The sequence below is a fragment of the Daejeonella sp. genome, assembly GCF_049655485.1.
GTDB lineage: Bacteria > Bacteroidota > Bacteroidia > Sphingobacteriales > Sphingobacteriaceae > Daejeonella.
Window position 1 is genome coordinate 1 of sequence record NZ_JBASJU010000143.1, and the last position, 12,851, is coordinate 12,851.

Sequence of the window (12,851 nt, forward strand, 5' to 3'; positions counted from 1 at the left end):
ATATCAGGAATACCACAGACATGTTCACTGTTGGGTTAACAGCACCGGCTACTTTTGGAGCAACAGTTCCAAAAGGGAATTATGCCGACATGGAAACAAAAGGATGGGAGCTTTCAATGGGCTGGCAGGATCGTGTCAAAAGTATGGCTAAGCCAATTGGTTATAATATCCGCCTTACTCTTGCCGATAATATTTCTAAAATCACAAAATATAATAATCCTGATAAACTGTTAAGCGATTTTTATGAAGGTCAGACCCTTGGTGAGATCTGGGGATATGAAACCCTTGGTTTTTTCAAAGATCAGGCAGATGTCGCTGCAAGTGCAAAACAGAGTCCTCAAATGAGAGCTTCTCCGACCAATCTTTGGTTCGCGGGTGACATTAAATTGGCCGATTTAAATAATGACGGGTTCATCAATATCGGAACAAACAGGGTTTCAAATCCAGGGGATAGGAAAATCATCGGAAACAGTGCGCCAAGATATACGTATGGGATAAACCTGGGTGCAGATTGGAACAATCTATATTTCAGTACCTTCTTCCAGGGTGTAGGAAAACAGGATTGGTACCCAAGTACTGAGGCAGAGTTCTTTTGGGGTCAGTATAACAGGCCGTATAATAATATACCGAACTTCCATTTAGGAAATATGTGGACCCCTGAGAATACCAACGCATACTTCCCTCGTACCATGTCACGTGCAGCATCGAGCAGCACTGCCAGGACGCTGGGAGTGGCTCAAACCAGGTATCTCCAAAATGTTGCTTATCTAAGGATGAAAAATATCCAGTTGGGATATAATATTCCGCAGAAGTGGATTTCTAAGGTTAAAGCTACGGGTGCGCGTGTTTATTTCTCCGGAGAGAATCTTTGGACATACTCACCTCTTTATAAACTTACCACGGGGATCGATGTGGAAAATACAGTGGCATCAGATCAGGTATTTACCAGCGGAAATGCTGGAGACGGATACAATTATCCTATGTTAAAGAGTATCTCCATTGGATTGAACTTAACTTATTAATAGTATTTAGAAGATACAGTTATGAAAAAATATTATTTAATGCTCCTGCCACTTATATTATTTGTGGCAGCTTGCGAGAAGCTTGAGCAGGAACCTGAATCAACCGCGAATAAGTCGGCTGTATTTGGAAGTGAAAACGGATTAAAATTGTATTCGAACTCTTTTTACCAAATGCTGCCGCGTCATAATAACGGCCCTACCACTCTTGATGCCATGTCTGATTATCTGGCGGTGAAGTCGGTGCCTACATTTATTCAGGAGAACGCCTTTGCTCCAAGCAATTCTAGTGGCTGGACATGGGGTGACCTTAGAAATATCAATTATTTCATTCAGAATAACAATGATCCCGATGTTCCCGCCGAGGTAAGACAGCACTATATGGGCCTCGCGAGATTCTTCAGAGCTTACTTCTACTTTGAGAAAGTAAAAAGGTTTGGAGATGTGCCCTGGATTGGAAAGCCGCTGGATGTGACGGACCCTGCACTCTACAATGCACGTGATCCCCGCACTCTCGTGATGGATTCAGTGTTGGCAGATATTAACTACGCTTGTGCAAACATAAGAAGCCCGCTTGACGCAACGAGAAGTACAATAACGCGTGATGTGGCTTTCGGGTTTAAATCAAGAATAGCGCTTTTTGAGGGAACTTTCAGGAAATACCACACCCAATTGAACCTTCAAAGTACTGCTGCTGCGTGGCTTAATGAGGCAGCTTCGTCAGCTAAAGTATTGATGGATAAGAAAACTTACTCGATTAATACCGCAGGCGGACCAGGTAATTCTTACCGGCTCGTCTTTACAAGCCCCCAACCATTGGCTAATGAGGTTTTATTAGCTTCAACAGCTGATCTGGCATTAAATGCATTACATGATGCTAATTGGTGGTGGACAAGCGGGACATATGGTGCTAAAGCTAGTTTCACCAGAACTTTTATCAATACTTACCTCAATATTGACGGAACGCCGTTTACTAATAATCCAGCTTATCCAACGATGTTGTTTAAAGATGAGGTGAAGAACAGGGATTTAAGGCTGAAACAAACGATCCGCTCAGGGGACTATAAAAGGATAAATGGGGGAGTACAAATTGCAGCACCACCATTGTTCTCCTACACATTTACAGGTTATCAGCCAATCAAATGGACCCTTGATGATATGCTTTATGATACAAGGGATTTGAATATTAACTCTGTCGCACTGATGCGTTACGCAGAAATCCTGCTAAATTATGCAGAAGCTAAAGCTGAGTTGAATACACTAACAGATGCAGAATGGGCGACTACAGTAGGAACTTTGCGTGCAAGAGGCGGGATTACTGGCGGTCTTAGTACTAAACCAACGTTTGTCGACCCTTACCTCGTCGCGAATTATTTCCCCGGTATATCGGATGCGACAATTCTGGAAGTTCGGCGTGACAGAGGAATCGAGTTAAGCCTTGAAGGCCTTCGCTTTTCTGATATTCTGCGTTGGAAAAGGGGACCTCTCATGTCGATGGAATGGAATGGCTTTTACGTTCCTGCGCTTAACACACCTATGGATCTCAATGAGGATGGTGTACGGGATGTACTATTCTTTTCTGGTACAAGGCCAGCAGCTATTGCCGGGGTGACATTTGTGGACGTATCTCCAAAAATAGGAAATGCAATAAATTCTCAACAACTTAAAAACGGCACATCTGGCGAGTTGATCTGGATGAACGAGATCTCCAGAAAATGGAATGACAAGCAGTATTTTTATCCGATTCCACAAACCGATCTTCTGAGAAACCCTAAACTGGGCCAGAATCCGGGATGGTAATAATTGCTAACTAGAATTAAAATCATTGAGATGAAACTGAGAATATTATTCCTTGCCGTATTTCTTTTTACAAGGGGTCTGATTGCAGGCGCGCAGACCTTCAAAGTTGCGTCGTTCAATGTCCGCTTTGATAACCCGCGCGATTCGGGAAACCTGTGGGTCAACCGTGCTCCTGTGGTAGCGAATCTTATCCGTTATCATGATTTCGATATATTCGGTGTACAGGAAGCATTGAAGAATCAGCTAAATTATATTAGCACAGCACTGCCTGAATATGCCATTTATGGTAAAGGAAGGGATGATGGTAAAGACGCCGGGGAGCATTCCTCAATTTATTTCAAGAAGGATATGTTCAAGCTTCTGAAAAGCGGCGATTTCTGGCTTTCTGCAACTCCGGATGTTCCCGGCAAGGGCTGGGATGCTACCTGCTGTAACAGGATCTGTTCATGGGTTTACCTGGAAAATACAAAGAGCAAAAAGCGGTTTTATGTTTTCAACGTACATTTTGATCATCAGGGAGTTGTGGCACGTAAAGAAAGCGGGAAACTCATGATTCAAAAGATGAAAGAGATCGCTGGAAATGCTCCGGTTTTATTAACCGGCGACTTTAATGGCAACCGCGAAAGTGAATGGTATCAAACCCTTGCAAATTCGGGTATTGTTAGAGATTCTTATGCCGATGTAAAATATCCATATGAGAACAACTCTTCCTCAAACGGATTCCGCGTTCCTCGCGGCATGGGAGTTATTGATCATATCTTCATGTCGAAGCATTTCTCGGCAAGCAAATGGGGAATCCTTACGGATACGTACTTTGGTAAGTTTCCGTCGGACCATTTTCCGGTAGCAGCTACTGTGACTTTGAAATAGCACGATACGAGATAAACTGAATTGATAATTATGAAAAGCTGGCCATTTGGCCAGCTTTTTTGGTTTTGAAAATGTGCAAAGTCGCTTTAGCGCGTGATGAGGATCATTTTCTCCTCCAGTGTTTAAGCATATATTTAATCACTTATGAAACCATCATGAGCATACCGCTCACAAACCGAGATGAATATGCTCATGATAGCTTCATCACCTATAAAAAACAAATTATATACTGATGAAAAACATCGAAATCTTTATTAAAAGCTTACTGTATATGCATCGGAGACCACAAGTCAGGTTTGCTTTCAGTATTAAATATTATTTGATACTGGCCCTAGGCTTAACACTCACTTTCGGCGAGGTACGGGCGCAGAATTACATTGTCAATTATTATGGATTCAATTTAGCTGCACAGGACCTTGTCTATCACCCTGCACAGAAGCAGTTCATGGTTAATTCTATTCGGGATGGCCAGCTAGGTTATATCAACAGTGAAGCCCAGTACAGACCAGTTCTGAAAGATAGCCTCCTGATAGGTACAACGGCGATGAAAATTCGCGGCAATACATTATATGCGGTTACTAACCGCTTGAGCGTCTCAAATAGCAAGTCAGGCTTGCCAAGACTGGTGAAATTTAATTTAACAACTAAGAAAGTTGAATTTGTATACGAACTCGGGACACTGTTTAAAGGCCCTCATTTTGTAACAGATCTTACGATTGACCCTGAAGGAGGGGTTTATATTGTTGATGCCCTATCAGCAGTTATATATAAAGTTGATCAAGCCGGACGCGGGTCTTTATTTTTGGAAAGCAATTTCCTGCAAAGTGAAACTGGCCAGGTGAAAGCCATTGCTTACCATAAACACGAATATTTGCTGGTAGCTGTGGACCGGGAAATATTAAAAATAGACATTAAAACAGGAACGGTGTACAAGGTTGATATAGAAACCGATTTCGATTCAATAAACACCCTCCACTTTACAAAAGAATATCTTCTTGCTGTGTCTGAAGGTGGTCCCAACGGAAAAGTCCATATTCTTAATACCTCCAACAGTTGGGTGGCCGGTAAAGTATTACGTACCGATACATGGCAATACAAAAACCCGATAAATATCGAGTTTGTGGACAACCGGATTTATATTCTGGACTCTGAAGCTGATAAACTTGCTTCGTCCGACTTTGCAGTGCGGATCATCGATCTGAATAAACTTCCTAGCAGTCGAAAAAGAAAGGCGAGAATCCTTGCCGGAGATGTGACCATACTTAGAAAAGATTTCTAGGGGAATCGCGTTCTCTGAAATTGTCGTGAACGCCCTCTGTTTTTGTCAGCTATCCACCTTTCAGATTAACCGATGTTTAGTAAATTTATCATAGCAAATGCCTTGAGCATATGTAGATAAATTTGCTAAACGTCAGTTTATGGGCACAATCGATACCAATTCCGTTTTAGATACTAAAGTTTCTATTTGGCAGCATATAAAAAATGCGCTTTCTGGAACTGAGGCAGACTATACAGAGACTCCAATGAAAAAGGCCATCTTCCTGCTGGCCGTACCTATGATACTTGAACTTGTCATGGAGTCGACCTTTGCTGTAGTTGATATTTTTTTCGTCAGTAAGCTGGGAGCTTCAGCCGTAGCAACTGTCGGGCTGACAGAAACCTATCTTTTCCTGCTCTATTCAATAGCAATGGGTCTGGCAATGGCAGTAACCGCAATTGTTGCGCGCAGGATTGGAGAGAAGGATAAGGAAAGCGCGGGTATCTCTGCTGTGCAGTCTATCATTCTTGCGATATTAGCATCCATTCCTTTTTCCCTGGCGGGGATATTTTATGCTAAAGACCTTCTGGCTTTAATGGGCGCCGACCAATGGGCGATCGACAATGGTTATCGTTATACGCAATGGATGCTCGGAGGCAATATGGTAATCATGCTGCTTTTTATTATCAATGCCATATTTCGGGGAGCCGGTGACGCTGCTATCGCTATGCGCGTTCTATGGATCTCAAACGGAATGAATATAATCTTATGTCCTTTGCTGATTTTCGGCTGGGGGCCGATTCCTCCGCTAGGAATTGAAGGGGCAGCTATTGCGACCAATATCGGCCGTGGAACCGGGGTTCTGGTACAGCTATGGATGCTTTTCAGGGGTAATAAACGAATTCAGGTGCGTCTTTCGGAGCTTTATTGGGATGCGAAAAGCATGCTGGGGATTCTGCGGACCTCAATAGGAGGAATAGGACAAATGATCGTAGCAATGACTTCCTGGATTTTCCTGATGCGGATTCTGGCGGAGGTTGGGAGCGAAGCTGTTGCTGGCGCTACAATCGCTATCAGGCTTATGATGTTTACGATGATGCCTGCCTGGGGGCTTTCCAATGCCGCGGCCACGCTGGTTGGACAAAACCTGGGTGCTGGAAACCCCGACCGCGCGGAATCTGCAGTATGGAAAACGGGGAGTTATAATATGGTCTACCTGCTAATTGTTTCGGTGTTGTATTTCGCTTTCAACGATTCGCTTATGCGGATCTTTACAGAGGATAGCCGGGTAATAGCAATCGGCGCCGAATGGCTTCGGATACTTTCCTTCTCCTACTTTGTGTACGGCTGGTGGATGGTCTCTACAGCGGCTTTTAATGGAGCAGGCGATACCAAAACCCCAACCTACATTAATCTGGTATTTTTCTGGCTGATCCAAATCCCCTTGTCGTGGTACCTTGCTATATCCTTAGGCTGGGAGCAATCGGGTGTGTTTTGGGGAGTGTTCTTCTCGGAGACTTCGGTGGGATTATTTACGCTTTGGTTGTTCAGCAGGGGGAAGTGGAAGACCGTAAAGGTTTAGGTGAAAGTTGAAAGGTGGAGAGTTGAGAATGGAGAGTTGAGAATTGAGGGCTACTTCTTGTTTGGGTGGGTTTTCCTTACGGGCATGTTGTAGATATACGGCGATTTGGCGTCAAGTTTCCTTACAGGTATGTCAGAAGTTCTTCCTGGCTTAACCACTGGCATGTTATTATCGTAATCTGGATTGGCTTGAAAAGTTTCAATGTTAAGATTTCGGTTTTCGTGAGGTACAATCCCTGGCAGATGGTTCATGAAAGGCAAATGTCGAATGCTGTCTTTAGAAGTTTCTGGTAGAAGTTCAAATTCGTGCTTAGCTGCCGGATTGAATGTTTTTTCGTTAGGTTTCAATGGTGTTACCACATTGCCAGATTGCTGTGCCATCAACGCAGATGGAAAGGAAATAGTTGCTGTTAAAGCCAGTAATTTGAAGACGTTTTTCAAGTGCTAAATTCCTATTAACGTAAATATAGAAATATTTATTTTTTAAGACCGACACTTGTCTTTGTTCCTTGTTCCCAAATCTTTTCTCTTATCACCGGACCCTCTTCACATCAATAGCTTTCACCCATTCCGTATAAGTACATTTTTTGCATTTGTGTTCTTTCGTGGGTTTTAATTTTTCGGTATTTCCGCAAAACCGGCAGGCATAAATGCCGGGAGCAATTATTTGGATGATTGTCTCTCCAAAAAGCCTCGGAAGTATGGGTAAACCAGGTTTTACTTTTTCGTCAGGATAGAAGTAGATACTCAGTGTTCCCGAGGTCTCGAGAATGGCGGCGTCGATTTGTCCAAGATGGCTTACGCCCTGCTGGCGTAATTCAGAGAAAAATTCGTCTTTTGCCAGCCCCTCTTTCCCGAAGTCCCCTATATTAAATTCTCCATTTTCAATAAGGTAAGTGCTTGTTCCTTCCACGAGATCGTCGAACTTCTCGCTTTTAGCCATCAAGTAGGTGGTTAAGCGATAGGATCCTACAATCACCGCAAAAACTATTACGGGTACCAATAAGCCAACTTCTTTATAAAACATGGGATCACCTGCTGCTGAGCCCAGACTTATAATAACTACCAGCTCGAATACAGATAATTGCCTGACGCCTCTTTTACCGAGGAGTCTCAGCCCGATAAGTATAATAATGAACATCGTGAACGTCCGGAAAGCTATTTCCAGCATAAACATCCAGTTCTCTTCGCCTACAAGTATTTGTTGCCAATCTATATTCATCATAAAGTTTGATTTAATCTAAAAGCAATTTCTGGCTAAATAGTTTGACGGCCGGGGATTGTACGTTTTACGTTATATGTTTTACGTGGAAGCGTACCATAGCGGAAACTAAATAGTGAACTGGAAGATCAAGTTAATGGGGAATTTTATACGCAATAAGGGATACCCATGCAGAGCACGCTATCATAGTGGTGCGACTCCAACTTATAACATACAACGTATAACGTACAACGTACAACTAAGCCACGTTCTTCCTATTCAAATACTGCTCTATCTTAACCGGATCGTATCCAACAACCTCGATAGCGGCGTTAACCAGTTCCCGTCTAATCCGAAGTTTATCTTCATTTGAAATTTCTGCGCCCTCGTTTATTGAAACAAGCGGGCGTGCAGCCTCTGTTTGTGTGTTTCTATTTTTCAACATCTTAATAATTGATTAATATTTGTCTTGCCGCTGTTTAACCCATTATGTAACCTCGGTATAGAACATAAACAAAAATGTTGCCATTTTATTTACATACGATGTACAGGCTCACAGCGATTTACAATATAGCAAACTGCATTTTAAATAGATGAAAAGGCAAGGTTAGCAAAATGTTAAATTTGAATGCTTAATCGGTCTTTGTACATTGATCATATATTTAGTTTATAACTGATGATCCTTGTCTGAATGGAAATGTTATATGTTTGTTACACAAGAATCGTATAGCTTCATCTTCTCTTCATCTTTCCTCCCGACCTTGTCGTCACAGCCTTAGAAGGTTTAGAAAATTAAAAATGTATCTATGAAAAAGATCCTAATTATTTTAGCCCTTTTTGCAGCATCAGGGACTATTACAGCACAAGCGCAATATCGTCAGACTGAAACAGTTTGGGGCGCAAATGATGGTTCAATCCAACGTGATGAGCGCGGTGAGTATCGCTGGGAAATGCGTGAACGCAGGGTATGGATCCCGGAACAAAGGACTCGTGGTATTCTGGGAGTAGGCGGACGTACTATACCAGGTCATTACGAAATGAGAAGGGAACGCGTTAAAGTTTACCTCGATAGAGATAATAACAAGAAAAATAAGAAAGGTCATCCGCACGGAATGCCTCCGGGACAACGCAAGAAAATGGGCGAGCGTTATGACGACAGGTATGATGGCCGCGACAGAAGGGATGATGACAGACGCGATGATGATCGTCGCGACAGACGTTATGATAATCGTCGTGACCGTGATGATGACCGTGACTAGTATTAAAGTTTGGTGTTAGATTAAGTTTTGTTTGGTGGTAAGGAAGCCTTCTCCGGTCGGGGGAGGCTTTCCTTTTTTGCGTGTGATGATATTCAATTTATTAAAACATCTTGTTCCTGCTCCTGTTAAATTTTAACAGACTTATCGTCTGTCATCACCAATAAGATATTTAATATGACGAATTTAAGTAACCGCAGAATTGCCATTCTAACCGAAAATGGTTTTGAAGAAGTAGAACTTACCAGTCCTAAAAAAGCATTGGAGGATGCAGGGGCTAAAGTGGATGTAATATCTCCGCAGAAACATAAAGTGAAAGCGATGAAAGATCATCAATGGTCTATCGAAGTTCCGGTTGATAAACATATATCGGAAGTTAATGCAGAAGATTACGATGGACTCATGCTTCCTGGTGGGGTTATTAATCCTGATCAGTTGAGGATGGATCCAGATGCTATAGATTTTATCAGAGCTTTTTTCGAGGCAGGAAAACCAGTCGCCGCTATTTGTCACGGCTTGCAAACCTTAATAACGGCCCGGGTCCTTGCCGGAAGAGAAGTAACATCTTATCCTGCAATACAGATTGATATCGAAAACGCCGGTGCACTCTGGATCGACCGCGCTGTGGTAGTGGACCAGGGTTTAGTTACCAGCCGTACCCCTGAAGATCTTCCTGCTTTTAATAAGAAAATGTGTGAGGAGTTTGCTACGATGAAAGTGGTAGATTAGGTGAAAGGTGAAAGGTGAAAGGTGAAAGGTGAAAGGTGAAAGGTGAGATGGGCCATCCCGATTTAGGATATATTCAATGGAAAATTGATAACTGGGGTAGTAGGGCAGGGGCAGCAAGAATTAGTAATTTTCCAAAGGTTTTGCTTTACTGGTTAAAGCGGCGCCGGCGCTGGCGGACATAACTAATATAATAGCCAGCCATTCTGTTAAATTGAGAATTTCGCCTAGAAAGATTAATGCAAATATCCCTGCAACTGCCGGTTCCATGCTCATCAGTATACTGAAAGTGCTGGCTGGTAGTTGTTTAAGCGCTTTTATTTCCAACAGGAAGGGTATTGCGCTCGACAAAAGCGCCAGTGCGCAAACAGCGATAGTCATATCTGGGGTAAATTTACTTAAGCCACCAGACATTACCCCAAAGGGTACAGCCAGGCAGCTGGCAAAGACCATCCCGACAGTAACGGCCTGCCTGCCGTCCATTATATTTGAGATTCTGCCGCCCTGGACGATGTATCCTGCCCAGAAGACGCCTGCTAGTAAAGCAAGGAAAGCTCCCAGCGGATCAATGTTTTGCTCATTCCACGGAGCTATGAGCGCGATTCCTGCACCAGCAAGCAGTATCCATAAGATATCTGATTTCCGTTTGGAGCTAAAAACCGCCAGAACCAATGGCCCTACGAATTCGAGCGTTACTCCCAGGCCAATGGGGATGCGCTCAATCGCCAGGTAGAAAACCAGGTTCATCGCCCCCAGGCAAAGGCCGTAAGGTGCCACGGCTTTCCACTGCGCAGTTGTCATTTTGCTTAAGTTCGGCCTGAATAAAAGAAGCAAAAAAATTGCAGACAAACCTATCCTTAAAGAAGCTGTTCCTGCTGCACCTAATACCGGAAAGATGCTCTTGGCAATTGAAGCCCCACCCTGGACACTTATAATCGCCAGTAAAACGGCCAGAACTGGGGGTATATCAGGGAATTTTATTGCTTTCACGGTTGAGGATAAGGCTGGCAAACATACTCAATATTTTAACAGCTAGAATCCTGACTCCTGGTTCTTCACCCCTCGTTCAAATATGCGCTTTAAAGCAGCCTTATTCCCACTAATTGGACATCTGAGTCGATAATCCCGCTTTATCGACTGACAATTAGTTTATTCCGATATTTAATCGTACCTTGCACACTTATTAATAAAAATATAATGCAACAAGGAACAGTAAAATTTTTCAATGAAACTAAAGGTTTCGGATTTATCACACCTAGCGATGGCGGAAGTGAAATCTTTGTACACACTTCAGGTCTAACTGATAGCATTCGTGAAAACGATGTTGTTAATTACGACGTTGAAGAAGGCCGTAAGGGTCTGAACGCAGTAAATGTAACAGTAGCTTAGTATACTATATAATTATTTCGTGAAGCATTCTCCCTTATGGAGGATGCTTTTTTATTGAATTATATTATTTTTAAACTGAATGCTAAACTTAAAATGAAATAGCAGTTTAGGAATTACATATAAAGGAAACAAACGGGCGTCAAGCACGTTGAACATTGTAAATATTAACCATTAAAAATCAAGAGGAGTACGCTAATTAAAGTATGGCTAGATCGACAGAAACATTTAACAAAAAAGAAAAAGAAAAAAAGAGGCTTAAAAAGCAAAAAGAAAAGCGTGAAAAGGCTGAAGAGCGGAAAGATAATGTGGTGAAAGGGAAAAGTCTTGACGAGATGATGGCTTATGTTGACGAAAATGGAAACATTACCTCAACACCACCGGACCCTACAAAGAAAAAGAAGATTGTTATGGAGGACATTCAAATTGCAACTCCGAAACAGGAAGCCATTCAGCCAGGTGATTTGATCCGTAAGGGAAAGGTGACCTTCTTTAATGAATCAAAAGGATATGGATTTATCAAGGATTCGGAAAACCAGGAAAGCATATTTGTGCACATCAATGAATTGTCTGAGGCGGTGACTGAAAACGATAAAGTGACGTTTGAAGTTGAACCCGGACAAAAGGGTATGACTGCTGTCAGGGTTAAGAAAGTCTGATTGCCTTACAGGTTTTGTAGTTAAATACGGTTTTCTTCTTTAGAGAAGACAAATCGTTTTTGTAAATATGTCCTGCTTGTACCTCTCGAAAAATTAGTATGATTGGTAAAATACCAATCATACTAATATATTTCCCGCTTTTTTGAGATTTCTAAACGGTTTAGGCTTTAAGCGTTAAACTCAGTGTTTTTCCAAATGACCCCGCCATTTTGGTGTCTTTATCAGCAAATTCTTCATATTGTTTAAAATTCTCGCTGAAGAGTTCTGCCAGTTTATTTGCCTTTTCGTAATAAGCTTCCAGGTTTGACCAGGTTTTAACCGGATTCAAAATCTCTGAAGGAACCCCGGGGCAATTCTCCGGCATCATTAAGCCAAACACTTCGTCGGCATGATAAGAACAGTGATTTAGCTTACCTTCCAGCGCGGCCTTTATCATATTTCGAGTGTAGGATAGCTTAATCCGCTCTCCGGTACCGTACGGGCCGCCTGTCCATCCTGTATTGATGAGCCAAATATTTACTTGGTGCTTATGGAGTTTTTTACCAAGCAACTCAGCATACTTTACCGGATGCAGGGGTAAAAAAGCCTTCCCAAAGCAAGCCGAGAAAGTAGATTGCGGTTCATTGATTCCCTCTTCAGTTCCGGCAATCTTTGAGGTATAGCCTGAAAGGAAGTGGTACATTGCCTGGGGAACGTTCAACTTTGAAATAGGGGGCAAAACGCCGAATGCATCTGCTGTCAGGAAAAATATATTCTCCGGGATCCCGCCTATCGATGGTATAGCGGCACCTTGTATGTGATCCATAGGATAGGATACACGTGTGTTTTCAGTAATTGAAAGATCGTTGAAATCAGGCACCTTACTACCGGGAACAAAACCAACATTCTCGAGTAAAGCTCCGGGCTTAATTGCCTGAAAAATCTGTGGTTCTTTCTCCAAGCTGAGACCCGCGGTTTTCGCGTAACATCCTCCTTCGAAATTAAAAATAGAATGCGCACCCCAACCGTGTTCATCGTCTCCGATAAGTTCCCTGTCCGGGTCGGCCGATAAAGTAGTTTTTCCTGTTCCTGAAAGCCCAAAGAAAATTGCAGTAT

The 12,851-nt window shown here is 42.6% G+C and carries 13 protein-coding genes and 1 pseudogene; 9 read left to right on the forward strand and 5 right to left on the reverse strand.

The window, feature by feature from the left end; translation table 11 throughout:
* The 5 genes and pseudogenes from WBJ10_RS05795 to WBJ10_RS05815 all read left to right on the forward strand — a co-directional run.
* Positions 1–1,022 (forward strand): annotated as a pseudogene (locus WBJ10_RS05795) (SusC/RagA family protein); the annotation flags it as partial.
* Positions 1,023–1,043: 21 nt separating this feature from the next.
* A complete protein-coding gene (locus WBJ10_RS05800) occupies positions 1,044–2,819 on the forward strand; it encodes a RagB/SusD family nutrient uptake outer membrane protein (RefSeq protein WP_424288583.1) in 1,776 nt (591 codons plus the stop codon).
* Positions 2,820–2,849: 30 nt separating this feature from the next.
* A complete protein-coding gene (locus WBJ10_RS05805) occupies positions 2,850–3,689 on the forward strand; it encodes an endonuclease/exonuclease/phosphatase family protein (RefSeq protein ID WP_424288584.1) in 840 nt (279 codons plus the stop codon).
* A gap of 232 nt (positions 3,690–3,921) precedes the next feature.
* Positions 3,922–4,968, forward strand: coding sequence for a hypothetical protein (locus tag WBJ10_RS05810; protein WP_424288585.1), 1,047 nt, complete (start codon positions 3,922–3,924; stop codon positions 4,966–4,968).
* Between the two features lie 139 nt (positions 4,969–5,107).
* Positions 5,108–6,529 (forward strand): MATE family efflux transporter, encoded by a 1,422-nt coding sequence (locus tag WBJ10_RS05815; protein WP_424288586.1) that lies wholly within the window; start codon positions 5,108–5,110, stop codon positions 6,527–6,529.
* 50 nt (positions 6,530–6,579) lie between these two features.
* Here the strand turns inward: WBJ10_RS05815 and WBJ10_RS05820 are convergent, their stop codons facing one another.
* From WBJ10_RS05820 to WBJ10_RS05830, 3 genes are all read right to left on the reverse strand, one after another.
* Complete coding sequence (locus WBJ10_RS05820) at positions 6,580–6,969, reverse strand: hypothetical protein (RefSeq protein WP_424288587.1); 390 nt, start codon at positions 6,967–6,969, stop codon at positions 6,580–6,582.
* Positions 6,970–7,060: 91 nt separating this feature from the next.
* Positions 7,061–7,753: a DUF421 domain-containing protein gene (locus WBJ10_RS05825; RefSeq protein ID WP_424288588.1), complete on the reverse strand. Its 693-nt coding sequence runs from the start codon at positions 7,751–7,753 to the stop codon at positions 7,061–7,063.
* 235 nt (positions 7,754–7,988) lie between these two features.
* Positions 7,989–8,174, reverse strand: a complete 186-nt coding sequence (locus WBJ10_RS05830) for a hypothetical protein (protein ID WP_424288589.1) — start codon at positions 8,172–8,174, stop codon at positions 7,989–7,991.
* 361 nt (positions 8,175–8,535) lie between these two features.
* Here WBJ10_RS05830 and WBJ10_RS05835 point away from each other — a divergent pair, with 361 nt between their 5' ends.
* Both WBJ10_RS05835 and WBJ10_RS05840 read left to right on the forward strand, forming a co-directional pair.
* On the forward strand, positions 8,536–8,988 hold the full coding sequence (locus WBJ10_RS05835; protein WP_424288590.1) for a hypothetical protein: 453 nt from the start codon (positions 8,536–8,538) through the stop codon (positions 8,986–8,988).
* Positions 8,989–9,162: 174 nt separating this feature from the next.
* Positions 9,163–9,714 carry a type 1 glutamine amidotransferase domain-containing protein gene (locus WBJ10_RS05840; RefSeq protein ID WP_424288591.1) on the forward strand — a complete coding sequence of 184 codons (552 nt, stop codon included), beginning with the start codon at positions 9,163–9,165 and terminating at the stop codon, positions 9,712–9,714.
* Between the two features lie 120 nt (positions 9,715–9,834).
* Here the strand turns inward: WBJ10_RS05840 and WBJ10_RS05845 are convergent, their stop codons facing one another.
* The gene (locus WBJ10_RS05845) at positions 9,835–10,701 is read right to left on the reverse strand and encodes an EamA family transporter (RefSeq protein ID WP_424288592.1); all 867 of its coding nucleotides are present in this window, start codon (positions 10,699–10,701) and stop codon (positions 9,835–9,837) included.
* Positions 10,702–10,908: 207 nt separating this feature from the next.
* Between WBJ10_RS05845 and WBJ10_RS05850 the strand changes: the two genes are divergently transcribed.
* Positions 10,909–11,100: a cold-shock protein gene (locus tag WBJ10_RS05850; RefSeq protein WP_411273760.1), complete on the forward strand. Its 192-nt coding sequence runs from the start codon at positions 10,909–10,911 to the stop codon at positions 11,098–11,100.
* Between the two features lie 203 nt (positions 11,101–11,303).
* Positions 11,304–11,756 (forward strand): cold-shock protein, encoded by a 453-nt coding sequence (locus WBJ10_RS05855; protein WP_424288593.1) that lies wholly within the window; start codon positions 11,304–11,306, stop codon positions 11,754–11,756.
* Between the two features lie 160 nt (positions 11,757–11,916).
* On the opposite strand, the gene WBJ10_RS05860 is transcribed toward WBJ10_RS05855, so the two are convergent.
* Positions 11,917–12,851 (reverse strand): phosphoenolpyruvate carboxykinase (ATP) (locus WBJ10_RS05860; protein ID WP_424288594.1); only part of this gene is annotated, 935 nt, incomplete at its 5' end.